General features: G+C 53.0%; 16 protein-coding genes. 5 read left to right on the top strand and 11 right to left on the bottom strand.

The window, feature by feature from the left end:
• Nucleotides 1-543: 543 nt before the first annotated feature.
• The 4 genes from nrdI to K1558_RS20315 all read left to right on the top strand — a co-directional run bounded on the left by nrdI (nt 544) and on the right by K1558_RS20315 (nt 5,073).
• Nucleotides 544-903: a class Ib ribonucleoside-diphosphate reductase assembly flavoprotein NrdI gene (nrdI, locus tag K1558_RS20330; RefSeq protein WP_238653486.1), complete on the top strand. Its 360-nt coding sequence runs from the start codon at nt 544-546 to the stop codon at nt 901-903.
• Nucleotides 890-2,974, top strand: a complete 2,085-nt coding sequence (gene nrdE, locus K1558_RS20325; RefSeq protein ID WP_238653485.1) for a class 1b ribonucleoside-diphosphate reductase subunit alpha — start codon at nt 890-892, stop codon at nt 2,972-2,974. The genes nrdI and nrdE overlap by 14 nt, the downstream gene beginning before the upstream one ends.
• Before the next feature lie 36 nt (nt 2,975-3,010).
• Nucleotides 3,011-3,970 carry a class 1b ribonucleoside-diphosphate reductase subunit beta gene (gene nrdF, locus K1558_RS20320; RefSeq protein ID WP_238653484.1) on the top strand — a complete coding sequence of 320 codons (960 nt, stop codon included), beginning with the start codon at nt 3,011-3,013 and terminating at the stop codon, nt 3,968-3,970.
• A gap of 371 nt (nt 3,971-4,341) precedes the next feature.
• Entirely contained in the window at nt 4,342-5,073 is a 732-nt protein-coding gene (locus K1558_RS20315) for an alpha/beta fold hydrolase (RefSeq protein WP_274528676.1), read from the top strand.
• Between the two features lie 22 nt (nt 5,074-5,095).
• On the opposite strand, the gene K1558_RS20310 is transcribed toward K1558_RS20315, so the two are convergent.
• The 9 genes from K1558_RS20310 to K1558_RS20270 form a co-directional block, all read right to left on the bottom strand.
• Nucleotides 5,096-5,860: an ABC transporter permease gene (locus K1558_RS20310; RefSeq protein ID WP_238653483.1), complete on the bottom strand. Its 765-nt coding sequence runs from the start codon at nt 5,858-5,860 to the stop codon at nt 5,096-5,098.
• Nucleotides 5,853-6,779 carry an ABC transporter ATP-binding protein gene (locus K1558_RS20305; RefSeq protein ID WP_238653482.1) on the bottom strand — a complete coding sequence of 309 codons (927 nt, stop codon included), beginning with the start codon at nt 6,777-6,779 and terminating at the stop codon, nt 5,853-5,855. The genes K1558_RS20310 and K1558_RS20305 overlap by 8 nt, the downstream gene beginning before the upstream one ends.
• A gap of 81 nt (nt 6,780-6,860) precedes the next feature.
• Nucleotides 6,861-7,562 carry a response regulator transcription factor gene (locus K1558_RS20300; protein WP_238653481.1) on the bottom strand — a complete coding sequence of 234 codons (702 nt, stop codon included), beginning with the start codon at nt 7,560-7,562 and terminating at the stop codon, nt 6,861-6,863.
• On the bottom strand, nt 7,546-8,490 hold the full coding sequence (locus K1558_RS20295; protein WP_238653480.1) for a sensor histidine kinase: 945 nt from the start codon (nt 8,488-8,490) through the stop codon (nt 7,546-7,548). Before K1558_RS20295 ends, K1558_RS20300 begins: the two co-directional genes overlap by 17 nt.
• 669 nt (nt 8,491-9,159) lie before the next feature.
• Complete coding sequence (locus K1558_RS20290; RefSeq protein ID WP_238653479.1) at nt 9,160-9,975, bottom strand: polymorphic toxin type 44 domain-containing protein; 816 nt, start codon at nt 9,973-9,975, stop codon at nt 9,160-9,162.
• Nucleotides 9,976-10,064: 89 nt separating this feature from the next.
• Complete coding sequence (locus K1558_RS20285; protein WP_238653478.1) at nt 10,065-10,568, bottom strand: DUF5412 family protein; 504 nt, start codon at nt 10,566-10,568, stop codon at nt 10,065-10,067.
• Between the two features lie 487 nt (nt 10,569-11,055).
• Entirely contained in the window at nt 11,056-13,746 is a 2,691-nt protein-coding gene (locus tag K1558_RS20280; RefSeq protein ID WP_238653477.1) for a ComEC/Rec2 family competence protein, read from the bottom strand.
• Nucleotides 13,747-13,862: 116 nt separating this feature from the next.
• Complete coding sequence (locus tag K1558_RS20275) at nt 13,863-14,381, bottom strand: deoxycytidylate deaminase (RefSeq protein WP_238653515.1); 519 nt, start codon at nt 14,379-14,381, stop codon at nt 13,863-13,865.
• 313 nt (nt 14,382-14,694) lie between these two features.
• Nucleotides 14,695-15,480 carry a ComEA family DNA-binding protein gene (locus tag K1558_RS20270; protein WP_238653476.1) on the bottom strand — a complete coding sequence of 262 codons (786 nt, stop codon included), beginning with the start codon at nt 15,478-15,480 and terminating at the stop codon, nt 14,695-14,697.
• A 142-nt stretch (nt 15,481-15,622) separates the two neighbouring features.
• Here K1558_RS20270 and comER point away from each other — a divergent pair, with 142 nt between their 5' ends.
• Complete coding sequence (comER, locus tag K1558_RS20265; protein WP_238653475.1) at nt 15,623-16,474, top strand: late competence protein ComER; 852 nt, start codon at nt 15,623-15,625, stop codon at nt 16,472-16,474.
• A 117-nt stretch (nt 16,475-16,591) separates the two neighbouring features.
• On the opposite strand, the gene leuS is transcribed toward comER, so the two are convergent.
• Nucleotides 16,592-19,021: a leucine--tRNA ligase gene (gene leuS, locus K1558_RS20260; protein WP_238653474.1), complete on the bottom strand. Its 2,430-nt coding sequence runs from the start codon at nt 19,019-19,021 to the stop codon at nt 16,592-16,594.
• Nucleotides 19,022-19,890: 869 nt separating this feature from the next.
• Nucleotides 19,891-20,958, bottom strand: a complete 1,068-nt coding sequence (locus K1558_RS20255; RefSeq protein WP_238653473.1) for an AI-2E family transporter — start codon at nt 20,956-20,958, stop codon at nt 19,891-19,893.
• Nucleotides 20,959-21,020: the final 62 nt, after the last annotated feature.

The raw sequence follows: 21,020 nt of genomic DNA, 5'->3' as shown, positions 1-21,020 counted from the left end.
GCTGATTGCATTTTCTGCAATAGAACGGACGATATTTGCCGTTAGTCTCCATTCTATTGTATTTTCTACATTAGAATTTCGGGAATCTGCTCAATTAGCCCCTGTTAGCTGAAATCAAGTGTACAAAATACAACAGATCTGATTCCCCTCCGAATACGCGCAGCATCTAATGTACGAAGTGCAATCAAAACACAATCCGCCGATGGCTAAACGCTTTCAAAAATCACAGCCGATTCTCCTTCCCGGATGCCCCCCTCCACACCTTTCTGCGGCCCCGAAAATTCCTTAAAAAAAAGTCTAATAAATTCTAAGAGAATAGAACCCAGGCGGGGCGTGGGATTGGCGATATTAACCTGCATTTTGGGCGGCTGAATAGGCTTGTCAATCTCTTGACTTTTCAATATATGGTATATAAAATGATTAAACGTTACTAAATATAGTGTATATAATAGCTAAGCCCATAAATCTAGTGAATTCGCCCAAGTTCATTTGTCAAGTAGAAAGAGCTATGGAATGAGCTAATGTTACAGGAGGTTAGAGACCATGCTGATTGCTTACGATTCCAAGACCGGCAATGTGAGAAGATTCATCAATAAACTGAAGCTTCCTGCTGTTCAAATCGAAGAGCATATGACGATCGACGAGCCTTACGTGCTTGTTACATACACCACCGGATTTGGCCAGATTCCAGAGAAGGTATCCATGTTCCTGGAGCGGAACCATTCGAGACTCAAAGGCATCGCCGCCAGCGGCAACAAAAACTGGGGCGAGCTATACGCGCACAGCGCAGATCTGATTGCACAGCGTTACAACGTGCCGGTTGTCGGCAAATTCGAGCTGTCAGGCACCTACGGTGACGTACAGCGGATCAAACAGGAGGTGGACAAGGTTGCGGCATATTGAATTGAACAACATGTTGATGAAGAGAGACGAGACCGGCTTTTTCCAATTGGATAAGGACCAGGAGGCGGTAGCCGAGTTCATGCGGAATGTGGAGCAGCGCAGCCTGACCTTCACCGATACCAAAGCCAAGATTGATTATATGATTGCCAACGATTATTACGAGGACCTGTACGAGCATTACTCCGCTGCCGAGATGGAGGATGTCTACCGGATTGCCCATGAATATAACTTCCGCTTCCCTTCGTATATGGCGGCTTCCAAGTTCTATACGGACTATGCCGTCAAAACCAATGACCGTAAGCAATACCTCGAGCATTACCCGGACCGTGTAGCGGTGGTCGCTCTGCATCTGGGACGCGGCAATGTGGAAACCGCACGCACACTGGCCCGTTCGATGATGGAGCAACGCCTGCAGCCTGCAACACCAACCTTCCTCAATGCCGGCAAAAGCCGCCGCGGCGAGATGGTCTCCTGCTTCCTGCTGGAGATGGACGATTCGCTCAATTCGATCAACTATGTGCTGAACACCTGCATGCAGCTGTCGAAGATCGGGGGCGGCGTTGCCGTCAATCTGTCCAAGCTGCGCTCACGCGGCGAGACGATTAAGGGTGTCGAAGATGCAGCCAAGGGCATCATGCCGGTCCTGAAGCTCATGGAAGACGGCTTCTCCTACGCAGACCAGATGGGCCAGCGGAAGGGGTCGGGAGCGGCTTATTATAATATTTTTGGCTGGGATGTACTGGAGTTCCTGGACAGCAAAAAGATTAACGCCGACGAACGGACACGCCTGAAGACGTTGTCTATCGGACTGATCGTGCCTAACCGCTTCTACAAGCTGGCGCAGGATAATCAGCCGCTGCATGTATTCGCTCCTTACACAGTCTACCAGGCGTACGGTACGCATCTGGATGACATGGACCTGGACGAAATGTATGATACCCTGCTTGCCGATCCGCGCGTGAAGAAAAAGGTAGCCATGAGCGCACGTGACATGCTGACCAAGATCGCCATGATCCAGCTTGAATCCGGCTATCCCTATATTATGAACAAGAGCAACGCCAACGCGGCTCATGCCCTGCGGGGTGTGGGTCAGATCAAGATGTCGAACCTGTGCACCGAGATTTTCCAATTGCAGGAGACCTCAGAGATCAATGATTACGGACAGGAGGATATCATCCGCCGCGACATCAGCTGCAACCTGGCTTCCCTGAACATTGTAAATGTCATGGAGCACGGCAAGATCCGTGAATCCGTACATGAAGGTATGATGGCCCTGACGGCTGTCAGCGACATGACGATGGTCTCCAATGCCCCTGGCGTAGCCAAGGCGAATAAGGAGATGCACTCGGTGGGGCTGGGCGTGATGAACCTGCACGGGTATTTTGCCAAGAACAAAGTTGCTTATGAGAGCGAGCAGGCCCGTGATTTCGCGCGCACCTTCTTCATGACCATGAACTTCCATTCGATTGAGAAAAGCATGGAAATTGCTGCCGAGACCGGCGAGACCTTCTATGGATTCGAGCAGTCTGACTACGCCAGCGGCGTGTATTTCGACCGTTATATTACAACAGACTACCGTCCGGTTACCGCCAAAGCACAGGAGCTGTTCGAAGGCATCTGCATTCCTACTACAGAGGACTGGAAAGCGCTGCGTGACAAGGTAATGAAGCACGGCCTGTACCATGCCTACCGTCTGGCGATTGCGCCGACTGCGAGCATCTCGTACATCCAGAATGCGACCTCCAGCGTGATGCCGATTGTAGAGCAAATCGAGACCCGTACCTATGCCAACTCGACTACCTACTACCCGATGCCTTACCTGCGTCCGGACAATGTATTCTATTATAAATCCGCCTACCAGATGGACCAGTTCAAGGTGATTGATCTGATTGCGGAGATTCAGCCTCATATCGACCAGGGCATCTCTACCGTCCTGCATGTGAACAGTGATGTAACGACCCGTGAGCTGGCCCGTTCTTACCTGTATGCGGCGCACAAAGGGCTGAAATCCCTGTATTACACCCGGACCAACAAATTGTCTGTCGAGGAATGCCTGGCCTGCTCCATCTAAGAGCCGCACGGGTACAGAAAGGGAGAAGATACGATTATGAGCGCAATTCAAGCGGTGAACTGGAACCGTCCCGACGACGATTTCTCGCTGATGTTCTGGAACCAGAATATCATGCAGTTCTGGACCGATGATGAAATACCATTATCCGATGACAAAATGTCCTGGCTCACGCTGAGCGAGACCGAGAAGGACTCTTATATGAAGGTGCTGGGCGGATTGACCCTGCTCGATACGATTCAGGGCGGCGTTGGGATGCCGCAGATTATGGAGCATGTGGACGGCTTGCAGCGCAAGGCGGTCCTCGGCTTCATGGGCATGATGGAGCAGATCCATGCGAAGTCGTACAGCAGTATTTTCACTACACTGGCTTCGACGGAGGAGATTGACGGGATTTTCCGCTGGGTGGAGGACAATACGTTCCTGCAGTTCAAGGCGGAGACGATCTCGGAGTATTACCAGAAGATTGAGACCAAGAAAGACCTCTACCTGGCGATGGCCGCCTCGGTGCTGTTGGAAAGCTACCTGTTCTACAGCGGGTTCTTCTACCCGCTCTATCTGGCCGGACAAGGTAAGATGACCTGCAGCGGCGAGATTATCGACCTGATCCTGCGCGATGAGAGCATCCACGGCGTCTATGTCGGCGTGCTGGCCCAGGAGATTTTCGAGGAGCTGTCCGAAGAAGACCAGAGCGATGTCTACGAGACACTGGTCGGCCTGCTGCGTCTGCTCCACGCGAACGAGGAGCAATACACCGAGCAGATTTACGCGCCGATTGGACTGGTGGAGGAAGTGAAAACCTTCCTGCGCTACAACGCCAACAAGGCGATGATGAACCTCGGCCATGATCCGCTGTTCGCTGAGGAAGAGATCAACCCGATCGTCCAGAACGGTATCAGCACGCACACGAAGCAGCATGACTTCTTCTCGAAGAAGGGGAACGGATATGTGCGGGCGATGAATGTGGAGCCTTTGCGGGATGAGGATTTTAATTTTTGAACTTGTACATTCTGATTTTGGGATAGTCGTGGCTCCAGAGAATGTTTGGACTTCCGGCCGCTGTTGTATACAGATTTCCTGATTAGACCGCTGTTCGCGGTAGAAATCCGTATACAAAGGCGGACGCTCACGCTCCTACAGTTCCAAAATTCCCCTCCACCAGTCACCCTTTATTAGTAATTAACAAGTTCAATCTATTGGATAGTATGTAGAATAAGCACCCGGCGCTTGGACAAGCTGCCGGGGCTTTTTTTTGTGAGACCATGTTAGTCTTGGGACGTAGGAGTAGGGATGAACTTTTTTACAGGAAAGAGGTGTGGCGTGTGGCTATACATATTCAAGAGTACGGGGACCCGAATGGGGATTATCTGATGGTCTTCCTGCATGGCGGGGGCGTGAGCGGCTGGATGTGGGAGAAGCAGGTGGCGGCGTTCGCCGGTTATCATTGCCTGGTCCCGGATCTGCCGGGGCACGGGCTCAGCCGGGAGGATCAGGAGTTCACGATCCGCAGCAGCGCGGAGGAACTCTTATCCGTTATTGAAGAGCGTGCTCAGGGACGAAAGGTCTTAGTCACCGGATTCTCGCTGGGCGCACAGGTGCTTGTTCAGATGCTGGGCATGAAGCCGGAGCTGATCGACTATGCCATCATCAACAGCGCGCTGGTGCGGCCGATTCCCTCCGCCAACAGGCTGATCGGGCCCACCGTGAGGCTGTCTTTTCCGCTGATTAAGCTCAGATGGTTCGCGAAGCTGCAGGCCAAGACGCTCTATCTGGGCGATGAATACCTGGAACGGTATTACGAAGAGAGCCGGCAGATGGAGCTGAATACGCTGATCCGGGTGCTGGAAGAGAATATGTCGTTCCGCATTCCAGCCGGATTCAGTGAGGCCGCAGGCAAGATCCTGGTTACCGTAGGTGAACAAGAGAAGTCTGTCATGAAGCAATCCGCCTGGGATCTGACGGCTGCCAACCCCCGTTCTATGGGCGTGGTGATCCCCAAGATTGGACATGGAGTCCCTCTGGCGAAGCCGGAGCTGTTCAATGAGCTGGTCCAGGCCTGGCTACAGGGCGGAGAGCTGCCCGGAGAATGCAGAAGACTCTGATCCTCGCGGGCGTAAATTGATGCTAGTTCAGATCCTCCCTGATTTTGTAGCGGACAGCAAAATAACTTAGGAACAGAATCGCAACAGTCGCCACTCCAAACATATGAATCAGATCAGCCGCGCTGCCCAGATCCTTGACCCGCACAAGCGTATTGATTAGCAGATATTTGGTCAGATGAATGTCCGTAAGCAGCTTTTCCAGCGCACCCAGCACCATCCCGATCACATTCAGAGCCAGAACGATGCTGGCACTTAAGCTAACGAGCAGATTCCGGGTAACCATCGCTATACAAAGAATCAGCAGCGAGAATGCCCAGTGCAGCAGGAATTGGCCAGCCAGTAGAGTAATGAGCATGCCTAGATCCCCCATATCCGTCTGGTCAAAGAATATCCTTCTTCCAATTCCGTCTGCAACCAGCAGGATCAGGAACATCATCGCAACGAACAGGGCGAGAATCGTCATTTTGGAGAACACGGAGTGGCTTCTGGCCTGCCGCATGGAGATATAATTCTTATGGAAGCCGGAATTCCATTCACTCATATAGAAGTAGATCGTGAACACCGCAATATAGATCAGCATCCAGGAAGGCGGCTGCGAGATCGTATACTGGATGAAATCTATCTCCGTTAAATTTGCGATCTGAACACCGCCTGCCTCCACTGGCTGAGCGTATTGCTTCATCATATAGATGCCGAAGATCTGAAAGGCACAGAACAGGAGCAGCAGCAAGTACATAATCTTGTTCCGACTGAAGCGGTAAAAGTCCATTTTGAACAGATTAATCATGGCGTTCACCTGCGCTTTCCGTGCGTTCCAGGAAATATTGCTCCAGGCTCTGCTTGTGCCTCGCGATGGAATCGATCATGATCCCCTGCTGTGACAGCACCTTGACAATCTGCCGGATGTGAACATGCCTGTCGTAGATATACACCGTCCGGCTGTCCACCACCTTATATTTCGTAACGTTCAGCTCGCGCTCCAGTACCGGAAGGACCTCGCGGGCTTCCTCGGTCTCCAGTTCAATCCGTTCCTCACAGCGTTGCTGCAATTCTTCCTTGGAGATGACCTCGGCGAATTCGCCCTGATGGATGATCGCGTATTTGGTGGCGATTTTGGAGAGCTCCTCCAGAATGTGGCTGGAGATCAGAATCGTCAGGCCCGCTGCATTCAGCTCCAGGATCAGCTGCCGGATCTCGACAATTCCCTGCGGATCAAGCCCGTTCATCGGCTCATCCAGAATCAGCACATCGGGACTGCCCAGCAGAGCCACCGCGATCCCCAGCCGCTGCTTCATGCCCAAGGAATAGCTTTTAACTTTGGCGGTATTCTTCGGGTCCAGCCCTACAAGCTTCAGCAGCTTACCGACTGTTAACTCCCTGTCACTTAAGCCATACGCGATGGCAAGCAGCTTCAGATTCTCATAGGCTGAGATGTTCGGGTATAATCCGGGATGCTCAATCAGTACCCCCATCCGCTCAAAAAAAGACTGGTCCCCGGCCGCCGCACGGTTGAAGAAATGCAGCTCGCCCGAGGTTGGATATACGAGTCCGCCGATCATTTTGAGCAGGGTCGATTTGCCTGCCCCGTTCCTCCCGATGATGCCGACAATCTCGCCCCTGTAGACCCGGAGATCCAGATTGCGTACCGCCGCTTTTGATTTGTACATTTTGGTAAGTCCGGATATTTCAATGATGCAATCGGTCATATCTGCCACCTCCTTACCCCTAAGTTAACAGCATGAAGACTAAGAGATCGCCAACAAAAGGTTAAGAAAGTTCAAAGCTGCTCATGGACTCAGCCGGAAGCCGATGCCCCAGACCGTATCGATGTAGGATTCACTGTCATGCGCTTTGATTTTGCTGCGGATATTGCTGACATGGACGGTAATCGTCTTGTCCTCGCCCAGATAGATCTCCTCCCAGGCCAGCTCATACAGATCCTGCTTCGTGAACACCCGTGTAGGGTTCCTGACCAGCAGCTCGACAATCCGGAATTCCTGGCGGGTCAGAGGAAGCGCGATTCCGTGAAGCTTGACACTGTAGGCTGTACAGTCCAGCACCAGATTTTTATACCTGAACTCATTCACCGGCTCCACAGCAGCCGTCCGCTGGATATGGACTTGGATACGGGCAAGCAGCTCCTCCAGCTCAAAAGGCTTCGTCACATAATCATCAGCACCCAGCATGAACAGGTCCAGCTTATCCCCCAGCTTATCCTTGGCTGAGAGGACAATCACCGGAATCCGGCACTTCATCTCCTCACGCAACCGGTGCATGAACGCCTCGCCGGACAGCCCGGGCAGCATCAGATCGAGCACAATCAGGTGATACTCGCGCTCTGCCAGATTCAGCATCCCTTCACTGCCCGAATAGGACTGGGTGCACTGATATCCTGCGGCGGTCAGCCCGTCATGCAGAATCGTGTTAATATGCTCGTCATCCTCAACGATGAGAATTCTTCTGCTGTTATGATTAAGAGAGATGCTCATGGGGATGCTCCTTTCCGGCTTTTGCGAATTCGATATGAATGGTGAAGGTGCCGCTGGCAGAGCTGGCTGACACATTGCCGTTCATTTTCACCATCAGCGCCTTGACAATCGAGAGTCCAAGCCCCGAGGAATGGCGGGTACGCGACGGATCTTCTCTGTAAAAGCGCGTAAATATCTTCTCCGTATCCACGCTGCTGCCTGCCTTAAGCCGGTTCGTGAAGCGTATACAGAACTTATCCTGCTTATCTTCCGCCTCTACGGTGAGCGAACCCTCCCCATGCATGAAATAGTTCCCGAGCAGATTCGTAAAAATCCGCTCCGCGGCATTCTGCTCCGCCATAATCAGAACAGGCTGCTCCGGCAGCCGCAGCTCCGGCTCCTCGCCGGACCGGGTGAAATCCTCAATGAAGGTGAACAGGTTCCGCTTCAGTACCTCCACCACATCAACCGGCCGCAGCTCCAATTCATATTCGGGATTCTGCAGCCTGGTATACAGGAACAGCCCGTCCACCAGCTTAATGATCTGCTGTATCCTCGACTGGGCCAGCCGCACGTACCGTTCCTTCTCCTGCCCCGCCTCCGTCCGCAGCGCCAATTGCAGATACCCGTCCAGCGAAGTGAGCGGGGTCCGTATATCATGCGACAAGCTGGTGACTGCCAGATTCATCTCCTGATTCTTGCGGCTGAACTGCTCCCCCATCGCGGTCTGCCGGCTTAACAGATTGTTGCATTCCCGCACCAGCCTGCTGATCTCCTTCGGCTTCAGTTGGGTGACTATCTGCTTACGGGATTCATGCTCCATGATAAAAGAAAGCTGGCTGCTGATCTGCTGGACCTGTCTCCGGTAATTCAGCAGGTAGATGTTCTGGGCAATCAGCAGCAGCACGAGTCCTGCCAGAGCAATAAGGATACGATCAACTCCTCTCATATGAGGTTATTATATACGATTTCTGAGGGTTAGTCCGGGGCGGGGGTGAGCTTGTGGCGAAGGGTGATGCCTTCCTTGCTCACCCTCAACTGAACCTCCCTGCCGATCCGTCCGGTAGACTCGGGTTCCCGTACCGGCCAGACGCTCCAGGACGATCCCCTGCGGATGGCCATACAGGTTATTCTCAATGGCGGTGAAGCTATTACCCACTCTGCGACTGCAAAGGTAGTGTTATTGAGCAGCTCACCCAGTTAAGCGATCAACAGTGCTGCGGCATTCCATACCCGTCCAAGCATCACTGCCAGTATTCCCAGCGGCAACGAGACTAACATTTGCTACCTCCGAAGTATACCTCATTCTCAAAATGAAAAGGCATCTAACCATAGTTCTACTTCTGTCTCTCAAATTTGTAAGCGGTAAGATATTTTACTTGGTATGTGCAAAACAACAAAGGAGCGGTTGTCTCTCGACAATCGCTCCTTTGTTGTTTATTTATTGAACATATCCATTTCCGCTTACAGTAACGTTAGCGATATTCTCTATCGCAATATCATCTTTTTCTGAAGCTCTAAGTGAGTACTTCACTGTTGGAGTCTCACTAACACTACTAGCATACAGAACAACTGTTAACATCGCGTTTTAGAATTTTTACCTAGTTAAAAGCACATTTCAATAATTCTCGTTATATCCTCGTCTGATAGGAGCTTTATCATCTTCTCCATCAGGATGCTTTCCAGTTAAAATGGATACCCCATCTCCTCCGGCTATCAGGACAGATAAACTAAATAAGTATTTTCCAACATATCCATAATTGTAATTACCTAAATATGCACTATTTTGAACTTCTGTAGCAGAGCGAAATGCAAAAGTAAATTGATTATACCATGGAGACCAGCCAGGCTGTACTTTATAGTCCCATTCTCCACCTTCTTGAACCTTACCAATAAAGAAGCCAATTGAAGCAGAGTAAGCCATTGCACCAGCATTAGGATAACCACTATACATGTAAGAGGTCATAGCTGAGTTGTAAAAATTTTTAAGAGTTGATAAATTTCCAGAGGCAATCGAATAGGCATTTCTAAATGGAGGCGCACCCGGGTCAGAGAAAGGTACGATAAATTGGCTTTGATTTTTATAATTAATTCCCTCTTGTACAGCGTAGTCTTTGTACTCTTCAGGCGTTAAAACATTCATTTCAAGATTGTCACCAAATGTAAGCAAGCCCTCTTTTACAGCATTATTGAGATTGCTAACATCACTCAAATATTGATTAAAAAGAGTATCGCTGACACCCAAATCTGCAGCAGTAACGTTGACAACTAACTGACCAACATTAGTTAAACTTCCCCAATGATTAGCCACAACCACCTTATGTATTTCCTGCGGCGTAGTAATGACCTCACTATCATTATTAATCGGAGATGCTAGTGCAAGTCCATTAAATAGAAGAAAACAAATAAAAAGTAACGGTAATACCTTTTTCATCCTTACATCTACCTCCTATAATATGGATATTTAATCCAATATCACCTTACCATTTGTGAAAGTTATCAGTCAATACTTTTTTTGGTAATTTATGATTGAGGTGGAACTGACTTTGTATGGTTCTTAATTTTTCTGTAATCAAAGGTTTGGTGCTTCGAGATATCTAATTCTACATTTCCAATAAGAACAACCTCATTGGTTTTCCAAGTTACTAGTGGAGAATAATCATAGTCATTGAAATAAATTGTCGAGCGATTGTTGTTGCTTTTATTTATTAGTTCAGCACGTGCATTGCGGTAAAAGAGTGAACCATAATGATATGTTCGTATTTCATATTTCTTATCGGGTGATTCAAACGTGGAGTTTAAATATCCTTTAGGCAAAAAATTGATATTATTCTGCTGGTTATAAAAGAACAACAAACAGCCTGCTCCTGTAATGAATGCAGTTATTAAGCTTCGCTTTGGAAATGCTGTCTTTTTATTAAATGCCATTCTAATTAATAAAATCAGGGAAATAATAAGGCTGATTAACCCAGTTACCCCAAAAATTATAGCACCTACTAACAAGCCAATGTACAACTGATTGTTCATATTGGACTCCTTTCTTACTTACTCTTTGCTTTTGTATACACATCATAGCACGATTAAGGTAATATTTACCATAATAAAAACACTTCAATTGGCTTCATTTCTTCTCTAAGCGTCTTTGACCACATATCTCAATAGAGCCAGTTTGGCCTTTATTAATCGACACATCTATAATTAGATTTTATGTATTGTATACGATAAGCTGAAAACATCAAATCGAGATAAAAGTGATAAGGTCTTTCAAACTTTCTAAGTTTTATGACTAAAAGCCCTCCCCCGAGTACCGGAGAATGGGCTTGATTGTTGTAATCCAAATCTTAAAGTGCAGACCTTTGAGGAAAAATTACTACTGTTTTCGAAATGCTTAAATTCTTCAATGCAAGCATAAAGTGAATCATATCTTTAAGCACGCTGGTTTTTATGGAAGCTTCAACCTCTGGTGAAATCTGAAGATGTTTCTTAAGTACCACTTCCGTCTTTTGGTTAGTATTCATTCCAACTTATGCCTTACCGTTATTCCTTCCTTGCTCACCCTCAACTGAATCTCCCCCTGCCGATCCGTCCGGTAGACTCGGGTTCCCGCATCGGCCAGACGCTCCAGGACGATCCCGTGCGGATGGCCGTAAAGGTTGTTCACACCGGCTGAGATCACGGCGGCACTAGGCTTCCAGAAGGCCAGCCAGTCTGCACTAGTGGCGGTTTTACTTCCGTGATGGGCGGCCTTCAAGACGTCGATAGGACTGCCTTGCTTAATCCCGGATTGCTTAGCAGCCCCCAGGATGGCTTCCTCTGCCGCCTCGTCCATATCTCCCGTGAAAAGAAAGCTCCGGCCGTTCATCTCCAGCCGGAACACAACCGATTCGTGGTTCTGGTCCTCCACTTCCTCCGGCAGGATCAGTCCATCCGCTGGCGGCTCCGGCCAGAGGAAGTTCAGCCGCGTGGCCTCGTCCGGGGCCAGTGTCATGCCTTGCTGCACCGGGTACAGTTGGACACCGGCGTCCAGTGCGGTAGCCATCAGCTTGGAGTACGCCTCCGTACCGGTCAGCGTCCCGTTGAAAAGCAGCGCCGATACTGGCATCCCTTCCAGCACTGCCTGCAAGCCTCCGGCATGGTCCTGGTCGCCATGGGTCAGGATAACCGCATCCAGCCGGTGGATGCCCCGCTGCTTCAGGAGCGGCAGCAGCGTCTTCGCTCCGACCTCGAACGGGCTGCGGCGGATGCGCCATTCCTCCCGGTTGCCGAAGCTCACGGTCCCGCCGCCGTCCACCAGGATATGGGCTCCGCCCGGCGTGGTAATCAGGCTGCTGTCCCCCTGGCCTATATCCAGGTAGCTGATAGAACCGGAGCCGTCGTGCACAGCTTCGGCGTTATAGCCTTTGTAGAGCAAAACGGTCAGGCCTAACGTGCACAGTATCGCCGCCAGGCTGCTCCAGCGCGTAGCTCCAGCCGGAGGGTGTCCTTGGACAGCGAAGGCTGCTCTTACGCTGTTTGCAGTGGATGGTGAATCTGGCTGACTGTTTCTGCCGGGCTTCCCCTGGCCATTTATCGTTCCCTCCAGCTCCGCGAGCGGCCGGGTCTCATCATCCATGAACTGGGGAACCAGCTTCGCCTCTGTCCGCCGCTTCAAGGCATGTAACAGAACATATAGCAGCCCGTAGTAGAGGCAGATCCACAGGATTGACGGCGAAGCCCAGATCAGCACACCCGCAGTGAAGCTGTTCACCCACTCTACGACTACGAAGGTAGCATTATTAAGCAACTCCGCCAGCCCCGCGATAAACAAGGCTGCGGCATTCCACATCCGGCCAAGCATCAGCGCAAGCGCCCCCAGCGGCAGCACCAGGAAGGTGATGAAGGGAACGAGCAGCAGATTGGCGGCAACGGATAACAGCGAGAACTGGTTGAAGTAATAGATCGTCAGCGGAAACGAGACCAACTGTGCAATGATGGTTACGGAGAGGCTGCTGCCCAGCCAATCCGGCAGCCGCTTGAACAGCGGCGCAGCCAGCGGGGTATACACCATGAGTCCGGCCGTCACCAGAAAAGACAGCTGAAAGCTGACACTGAGCAGCAGATACGGATTCCAGACCAGCATCATCAGGGCTGAGGCGGCCAGAATATTCAGCCCGTCCTTGAGCAGGCCAAACCTGGCTGCCAGCAGGGCGATCATGCTCATGATCCCGGCACGGATCACGGACGGGCCGGCCCCGGACAGAAGCACATAGACCGGAACCAGAAGCAGAGTTACCGTCAATGTGGTTTCTCTGGTCAAGCGGCAGCGGCGCAGGAGAAACAGGATTCCCCCCGCATAGACAGCCACGTGCATTCCCGAGATAGCCAGGATATGGGTCAGGCCCAGCTGGGAGAACTGCCTGAAGGTCTCCGGGTCCAGTTCCTCCCGGATGCCGATAACCAGGCCCTTCATATAACCGGCATGGGGCTCCCGGAACAAGCGGCTCATCTCTGTGCTGAGCATGGAGCGCGCCCGATCATTCCAGCGCAGAATCGTGGAAGGCTCCCAGGAGGCTTGGGGGGTAACCGCTGCGCTGGCGGTTCCAGTGCCTTTTAGCAGCCAGTGAATCTTCTGGGTGAGCAGATAGGCCCGGTAGTCGAAACCGCCGAAGTTGCGCGCGGTCTGCGGCTGGATCAGCTCCCCCTCAATGACTATCCGGTCTCCCCGCTGCCACTGCGCAGCCACCGCAATCTCACTCTCCTCCTGGAGCTTGATCTGCACAGCAACCTGCTCGCCTCCGGCATCCGGTTCCGCCAATTTGCCCCCTCCCGCCGCTGCTGTGGCCTGCTCCCCTTCCTGATGCAGTCTGATCCCTGACAGCTTCACCACAAAATCAACCCGGTCCCCATCCCGCTCCACCGGTGAGACAATAACGCCTGCGGCTGTCACGTAGGCTTCGTTCAGCTCGCTTGTAGGTTGTCCCAACGCCTCCGGCAGCAGACTCACGTTGCGGATTTCGCCATATTCCCAGTATAGAGCAGCCACGATCAGCGCCAGTACATACGCAGCAGCAGCCTTCCAGCGTATCCCGCCGCTAAGCGCCCAGATTACCGGCAGCACCAGCATCCCCGCGAGGCAGAGCAGCAGGCTCCTCCCGGAGAACACACAACCTGCCGCGCTTCCCGCCACCCAGGAGACCGTAAAGCTTAAGAGCGGCCTTCTGTTCATCTTCATCTCTCCTTCCAACTCAGGTCTCCGGACGCCAAAAAACCCCTGCATACGCATAACCTGCGTGTACAGAGGTTCTTCCCCTGAAACCTGTCCGTATTCTATTTCTGCCTTGGTTATTCGGATACCGAAATCATCGTTTCCTTCGGCGGCTCGTAGTTCTCTAATTGGCGGAACACGATTCCCAGGGAGGCGAGCATCGCCTGCACCTTCTCCATGTCTTTCTTGTAGGGGCGCAGATAGACGATCTCCACGATTCCGCTGTTCGCCAGCATATTGGCACAGGTCCAGCACGGCTCATCCGTCACATAGACGGTACTGCCTTCGCGGTCGCTCCGGTCGGTGAACAGCAGCAGATTCTGCTCGGCATGGATCGTGCGGATACAGCGCTGCTTCTTCACCATCGTCTCTACGCCCTCAACCAATTCACGCTCATATTGCTCAGAGACCATACAGCCTGCCTCCGAGCAGTCAGGGACGCCCATCGGCGCACCGTTATAGGCCGTACCCAGCAGCTTCTTCCCCTGCACCAGCACCGCGCCGACATGGCGGCGGGGACAGCGCGAACGGGTGGAGACCATGCAGGCAATATCCATGAAGTATGTATCCCAGTTCTTGCGGTAAGCCACAGTCATCAGCACTCTCCACTTTCTCTTAAATAGTTGTTCACTATTGTAGCATACGGGGCAGCGTTTTCACTAGGATATTGATAGCCCGTATCTCCGCAGAACGGGTGTGATTGCACTTCGTACAATAGAAATTGCGTTTTCTGCTCTTAAGTAACGTTCTGCTGCACTTTGTACAATTGATTTTCTCATTTAGTTTCCAAAGACCCACTTTTGCAAAATTCTAATGTACGAAGTGCAGCAGATTCCGTTTTCAGGCGGATTGTGGGCTAATCTAATGTACATAGTGCAATTACAGCAGATCCGAGGGTACGACGCAGCCTTAAAAAGCCACCAGCGGCTTCAGCTTCTCCAGCAGCTTGGGGCCGATGCCCTTCACCTTGCCCAGCTCCTTCACGCTGCGGAACGCTCCCTTGCTGCTGCGGTAGTCGATAATCGCCTGCGCTTTCTTCTCTCCGATGCCCGGCAGGTCCATCAGGACCTTGGCATCGGCGGTGTTCACATTGATCCGGCCGTCAGGCGCGGCGGGAGCTGCACTGCCAGTAGTTCCGGCTTCCACTGGTGCAGCAGCCACTCCACTTGCAGCGCCGCCTCCTGCCGCTACTCCGGCCCCTCCAGAGTCCGCCGCACCAGTTACTCCTGCACTCACCGCTCCAGTACCTGCTGTACCACCACCGGTGAGCGCACCACCAACACTTCCATTCCCCGCTACACCTGCATCATCCCCCCCAGTACCTGCATTCTCCGCTGTATTGCCACCCGACACACTCCCACCAGCGCCTGCACCAACTGCCGTCCCACCAGTCACATTCCCTCCAGCCACCCCATCCCCCGCTGTTCCGCCACCGATGAACGCACCGCCAGCCGCACCACTCCCTACCGCACCGCCACCAGCTACCTCACTACCACCTGCTTTCCCCTCCGCCGCACTTCCGCCATCATCCCCTCCAGCCTCCCCGTCAGCCGCCACTCCCAGCGCCTGCGCCATTCCGGCGTTCAGTGTCTTCCATCCGGCGATGTCGCCGTCCGCGCGGTGGTCAGCGGCCCATACCAGACCGCCGCCCAGCAGAGCTGCGGTGATGGCGCAGACAATCATTCTTTTATCCATCAGGTTGTCCTCCCTCAATAAACTGGAATTTTATTCAAAACTGTGATGAATACATGTCATGTGTCCAAGTCTGCTCTGCATACATATAACGAAGAGTATTCCTGTAAGCCAGCAGCACCATAAGAAAGGAGGTAGCTACAGGATGAAAGTGGGATTTATCGGAACAGGCAGCATGGGTGGTCTGCTGATCGACACCTTCCTCCGGTCGGGAGCTCTTGAGCCATGTGATGTGATGGCCAGCAACCGCAGCCCCGGCAGGCTGATGGAGCTGAAGAAGCTTCATCCCGGAATTACGATATGCTCCGGCAACATCGAAGCCGCCTCAGAGAGCGACCTTGTGTTCCTGTGCGTCAAGCCTTTGCAGTTCAAGCGGGTAACGGACGAAATTGCCCCTTATCTGCGCAGCGAGCAGATTGTCGTCTCCATTACCAGTCCTGTTCAGCTCTACCATCTGGAATCCGCCCTGCCCTCCAAGATCGCCAAAATCATCCCCAGCATCACCCATTCCGTCAGAAGCGGAACTTCACTGTGCATCTTCGGAAGCCGGTTCAATAAGCAAGACAGGCTGATGCTGCTTGAGTTGTTCTCCTATATTGGCGTACCCGCAGAAATTCCTGAACGGGATACGCGGATAGCCTCGGATTTCTCCAGCTGCGGTCCGGCGTTTCTCAGTTACTTCCTGGAACGGTGGATTGAAGCGGCGGTCGCAGCAACCGGCATCGACGAAGCGCTGGTCACCCGCCTCGCCGGGGAGATGCTGCTGGGCACAGGCAAGCTGCTGACCGAAGGCTCGTTCACCCCGCAGGCACTGCAGGAACGGGTAGCCGTACGCGGTGGCATTACTGCCCAGGCGCTGAACCATCTGCAGAATAGTCTTGAAGGGGTGTTTGAACGGCTGATTACCACCACGCATGACAAATACGATGAAGATGTGGAGAAGCTCGACGAGCTGTTCGGGCTGGGCAGCATCGCCCAGAGCCGCACCGACCGCTAGAGAAGCGCATCTATTGTCCGCACCCCATCCCGGCAACCAGCGGCTTAGATTCCCAGAAACCAACAAAGCCCGCAGCACGGATACCTCCGTTGCTGCGGGCAGAATTGCGTTCTTCGCTTAACCCACTACGATATTTACCAGCTTGCCGGGAACGGCAATGATTTTGCGTACGGTTTTGCCTTCGACAGCCGCCTTCACATTCGGCAGAGCCAGGGCGTGGTCCTGCATCTCCTGCTGAGCCATATCCTGCGGAATGAGTGCGCGCTGGACGATTTTACCGTTGACCTGCACGACGATCTCAACTTCTGCGTCTACAGTCCAGGCTTCATCATAGGCCGGCCAGGCCACATAGCTGATGCTTCCTTCATGACCCAGCAGCTCCCACAGCTCTTCAGCAATATGCGGAGCCAGCGGGGACAGCATCTGCACGAACTGCTCAGCCGCCTCCTTGGACAAGCTCTCCTGCTTATAGGCATCGTTGATGAAAATCATCAGCTGGCTGATCGCCGTATTGAACCGCAGATGCTCGAAGTCCTCAGTGACCTTCTTCAGCGTCTTGTGCCAGGTGCGTTTGAATTCATCCGTGCCGCCGCCCTCTGTAATCTTCGCGCTGAGGCTGCCGTCTTCGTTCACGAACAGGCGCCAGACGCGGGAGAGGAAGCGGTGGATGCCTTCGACACCCTTCTCGTTCCAAGGCTTGGTCGCTTCCAGCGGACCCATGAACATCTCATAGACGCGAAGTGTATCTGCGCCGTAGGCCTCCACAATCTCATCCGGGTTGATGACATTACCGCGCGATTTGCTCATCTTCTCGTTGTTGTTGCCCAGGATCATCCCCTGGTTCACCAACTTGTGGAACGGCTCCTTGGTATCCACTACGCCGATATCATAGAGCACCTTGTGCCAGAAGCGGGCATACAGCAGGTGAAGCACTGCATGCTCGGCTCCGCCGATATACAGGTCTACCGGCAGCCACTGCTTCTGCTTCTCCGGGGAGCACAGCTCCTTGTCGTTGTGCGGATCGATATACCGCAGGTAGTACCAGCAGCTTCCGGCCCATTGCGGCATAGTGTTGGTCTCACGGCGGGCCTTCATGCCGGTCTCAGGATCAACGGTCTCCACCCATTCCGTTACGTTCGCCAGCGGGGATTCACCCGTGCCTGAAGGCTTGATCGCGTCGACATCCGGCAGCATCAGCGGCAGCTGATCTACAGGAACGGTCTTCATTGTACCGTCTTCCAGATGCAGAATCGGAATCGGCTCTCCCCAGTACCGCTGGCGGCTGAACAGCCAGTCGCGCAGGCGGTAGGTAACCTTTCCTTTGCCGCTGCCCTTCTCTTCCAGCCAGGCGATCATCTTGGCAATCGCATCGGCATTATGCAGGCCGTCCAGGAAGCCGGAGTTAACATGCGGGCCGTCGCCGGAGTATGCTTCTTCGTCCAGGTTGCCGCCCTGCACCACTTCGATGATGTTCAGGCCGAACTGCTTGGCGAACTCCCAGTCACGGGCGTCATGGCCCGGAACGGCCATAATCGCTCCGGTTCCGTAGCCGGCCAGCACGTAGTCGGCAATCCAGATGGGCACCTGTGCGCCGTTCACCGGATTAATCGCATACGCGCCGGTGAATACACCGCTTTTCTCCTTAGCCAGATCCGTACGCTCCAGATCACTCTTGCGGGAAGCCTTGTCGCGGTAGTCGGCAACGGCTGCCTTCTGCTCCGCCGTCGTAATAGCATCCACCAGCTTATGCTCCGGCGCGAGTACGCAATAGCTTGCTCCGAACAGGGTATCGGGACGGGTAGTGAATACTTCAAGCACAGCCTCATGCCCTTCAATCGCAAAGGTCACCTCCGCACCGGTCGATTTGCCGATCCAGTTGCGCTGCATATCCTTGATGCTCTCTTCCCAGTCCAGTTCGTCCAGATCCTCCAGGAGACGGTCAGCGTATTCGGTAATCTTCAGAATCCACTGGCGCATCGGTCTGCGGACGACGGGATGGCCGCCGCGCTCACTTTTGCCGTCGATGACTTCTTCGTTCGCCAGGACAGTGCCAAGCGCTTCGCACCAGTTCACCGATACTTCGGCTACATATGCGAGCCCGCGGTTATACAGCTGGATGAAGATCCACTGCGTCCACTTGTAGTATTCCGGGTCGGTCGTGCTGATCTCGCGGTCCCAGTCGTAGGAGAAGCCCAGCGACTTGATCTGGCGGCGGAAGTTGTCAATATTCTTGAAGGTAATGTCACGCGGATGCTGTCCGGTATCCATCGCATATTGCTCAGCCGGAAGTCCGAAGGCATCCCAGCCCATCGGGTGCAGCACGTTGTAGCCGCGCATCCGCTTGAAGCGGGACACGATGTCGGTGGCGGTATAGCCTTCCGGGTGGCCTACGTGCAGTCCTGCGCCGGAAGGATACGGGAACATATCCAGGGCGTAGAACTTCGGCTTGCCCGGGTCCTCACTGGTCTTGAAGGTCTTGTTCTCGTCCCAGAATTTCTGCCATTTCGGCTCGATGGTCTGGGCGCGGTAGCCAATATTGTCGCTCATCTTGTGCTCCTCCTTGGAGTGTTGCTGTAATAGGTGATACTGCTGCTGTCATAAAAAAGTTAAGAGATTCGTCTCCACTGCAAGAAAGTTTTGGGCTTCCGCCCGCTGTTAGATAAATTGAACTAATGAGCATTATGTTTTAGGATAGGCGTGACTCCAGAGAAGTTTTGGACCTCCGGCCGCTGTTGTCTGCAGATTTCTTGATTTAAACGCTGTTTGCGGTTGAAATCCGCATACAAAGGCGGACGCTACCGCTCCTCCAGTTCCAAAATTCCCCTCCGCCACTTTTCCTTTAACTAAACTTTTTGTTCAATCCAGCTCCAAAATTTCTTTCCGTTCCGTTCTCTGTAACTTGGGTAAACACCATCTGTTCCTCCGCCGGAACAGCAAAGTCCAAGCACCGCCCATGATTCGCTGGGCAGTGGAACCGCTCGCTTCCGGCCGCCGGTCTGCCGAAGCCCCGACCCGGCCTTGCCGCTTCGCTGGCCGTTCCGCAAAAAAACCTCCCATCCCTAGCGTATAATCGCTAGGGACGAGAGGTATGAATTCCCGTGGTACCACCCTAGTTAGCGCGGACATTCTTTGTCCGGCACTCACTTTGACACCCTCTATCGGGGGTGAGCCGACGACGGTTCACACGCGGGTCTCCGCTTAATGGGAGAGCCTGCGGCTTGCGCCGTTACTCGGAGGTGAGTTCACTGCGGCCCGTTAACCGGCTCGCACCTGAGTGCCGGCTCTCTGCAATAACGGTCTCACGAATTAATACTCCTCTTCATCGCACTGCTATGAAAGGCTGTGTACTCGTAATATTCACCACATTATACCCAAAAGATACATGCATCGTCAATGGTTTAGCGGACAACACGCCCTTACGCCGGCTTCCTGCGGATATAATATCCTATAATATGCTGAATGACCACTTTGGCAGCAGCGAAGAAGGGCACAGCCAGGATCAGTCCGATCATTCCCGCCAGCTCCCCGCCGACCAGCAGTGCGAAGATAATCATCAGCGGATGCAGATGCAGCTTCCGGCCCACCACCTGCGGGGAGATCACATTGCTCTCCAGCATCTGGCACAGGGTATTGACCACCGCCACCAGCAGGACCAGCCGCCACGAGAGGGTCGAAGCCATGATAATGGCCGGAGCCGCGCCCAGGAACGGACCCATGTAAGGAACGATATTGAACACGGCTACCACACAGGCGAACAGCAGCGCATACGGCATACTGATGATGGCATAGCCGATATAAGCAAGCACCCCGATGATAATACAGACGAGGAACTGTCCACGGATATAGTTGCCGAGCGCCTCGTCGATATCCTTCAGCAGCGTCACGATAGACTTGCGTCTGGACCGGGGCAGCACGGACACCACCATCCGTTCAAACACCTCGAAGTCTTTGAGAATATAGAACACCAGGAAAGGTACGATGAATGCGTTAAATAAGATGCCGATGGTCGAGGCGATGTTATCCAGAAAGTGCGAGATGCCTTCCGCCAGGCGGTTCTCCAGCTGGTAGAACCAATTGTTCATCCCGGTCTCCACCCCGGGCGGAATCAGTCTCGAATTCATCCCCTTCATCAGCCCCTGGGCATGCAGGGTCATCTCGGGCAAATGCTCATTCAGCTCCTCAAGCTGCTCAATGAACATCGGGATCAGATTAATGAGGATGACTGCCAGTGAGGTCAGGAACACCGCATAAATCAGCAGGACCGCTACGCTGCGCGGCATTTTCCGCTTGGAGAGCAAGGAGACGACGGGATTCAGCACATAGGAGATAATCATGGCGGCCAGGAACGGCGCCAGGATCGCTTTTAGAAAGACGAATACGCCATGGAGCATCGGACGGAGCAGCCAGACGAAATATAGAATAATCAGCGAGAGCAGCACGCCGGTCATCCAGCGGAGCCACTTACTGCGGTACCACTCCTCCATAATCCCCCTCCTGAACGTGTACAGCCCTTTGGCGTCATGCCCTATTAGTATGTGTGGGAGAG

This window comes from Paenibacillus piscarius (genome assembly GCF_022234545.1).
Classification (GTDB): Bacteria; Bacillota; Bacilli; order Paenibacillales; family Paenibacillaceae; genus Paenibacillus_AQ; species Paenibacillus_AQ piscarius.
Note: the sequence above shows the minus strand (reverse complement) of the source record. Positions and strands in the feature narration are given on the sequence as shown.

Excerpts from the sequence above, each read along its gene's own strand:
- K1558_RS20300 (WP_238653481.1), bottom strand. The coding sequence starts at position 7,562 with ATGAGCATCTCTCTTAATCATAACAGCAGAAGAATTCTCATCGTTGAG.
- nrdI (WP_238653486.1), top strand. The coding sequence starts at position 544 with ATGCTGATTGCTTACGATTCCAAGACCGGCAATGTGAGAAGATTCATC.
- K1558_RS20280 (WP_238653477.1), bottom strand. The coding sequence starts at position 13,746 with ATGAACAGAAGGCCGCTCTTAAGCTTTACGGTCTCCTGGGTGGCGGGA.
- K1558_RS20310 (WP_238653483.1), bottom strand. The coding sequence starts at position 5,860 with ATGATTAATCTGTTCAAAATGGACTTTTACCGCTTCAGTCGGAACAAG.
- leuS (WP_238653474.1), bottom strand. The coding sequence starts at position 19,021 with ATGAGCGACAATATTGGCTACCGCGCCCAGACCATCGAGCCGAAATGG.
- K1558_RS20270 (WP_238653476.1), bottom strand. The coding sequence starts at position 15,480 with ATGGATAAAAGAATGATTGTCTGCGCCATCACCGCAGCTCTGCTGGGC.
- K1558_RS20255 (WP_238653473.1), bottom strand. The coding sequence starts at position 20,958 with ATGGAGGAGTGGTACCGCAGTAAGTGGCTCCGCTGGATGACCGGCGTG.
- K1558_RS20290 (WP_238653479.1), bottom strand. The coding sequence starts at position 9,975 with ATGAAAAAGGTATTACCGTTACTTTTTATTTGTTTTCTTCTATTTAAT.
- K1558_RS20295 (WP_238653480.1), bottom strand. The coding sequence starts at position 8,490 with ATGAGAGGAGTTGATCGTATCCTTATTGCTCTGGCAGGACTCGTGCTG.
- K1558_RS20275 (WP_238653515.1), bottom strand. The coding sequence starts at position 14,381 with ATGACTGTGGCTTACCGCAAGAACTGGGATACATACTTCATGGATATT.
- nrdF (WP_238653484.1), top strand. The coding sequence starts at position 3,011 with ATGAGCGCAATTCAAGCGGTGAACTGGAACCGTCCCGACGACGATTTC.
- K1558_RS20315 (WP_274528676.1), top strand. The coding sequence starts at position 4,342 with ATGGTCTTCCTGCATGGCGGGGGCGTGAGCGGCTGGATGTGGGAGAAG.
- comER (WP_238653475.1), top strand. The coding sequence starts at position 15,623 with ATGAAAGTGGGATTTATCGGAACAGGCAGCATGGGTGGTCTGCTGATC.
- K1558_RS20285 (WP_238653478.1), bottom strand. The coding sequence starts at position 10,568 with ATGAACAATCAGTTGTACATTGGCTTGTTAGTAGGTGCTATAATTTTT.
- K1558_RS20305 (WP_238653482.1), bottom strand. The coding sequence starts at position 6,779 with ATGACCGATTGCATCATTGAAATATCCGGACTTACCAAAATGTACAAA.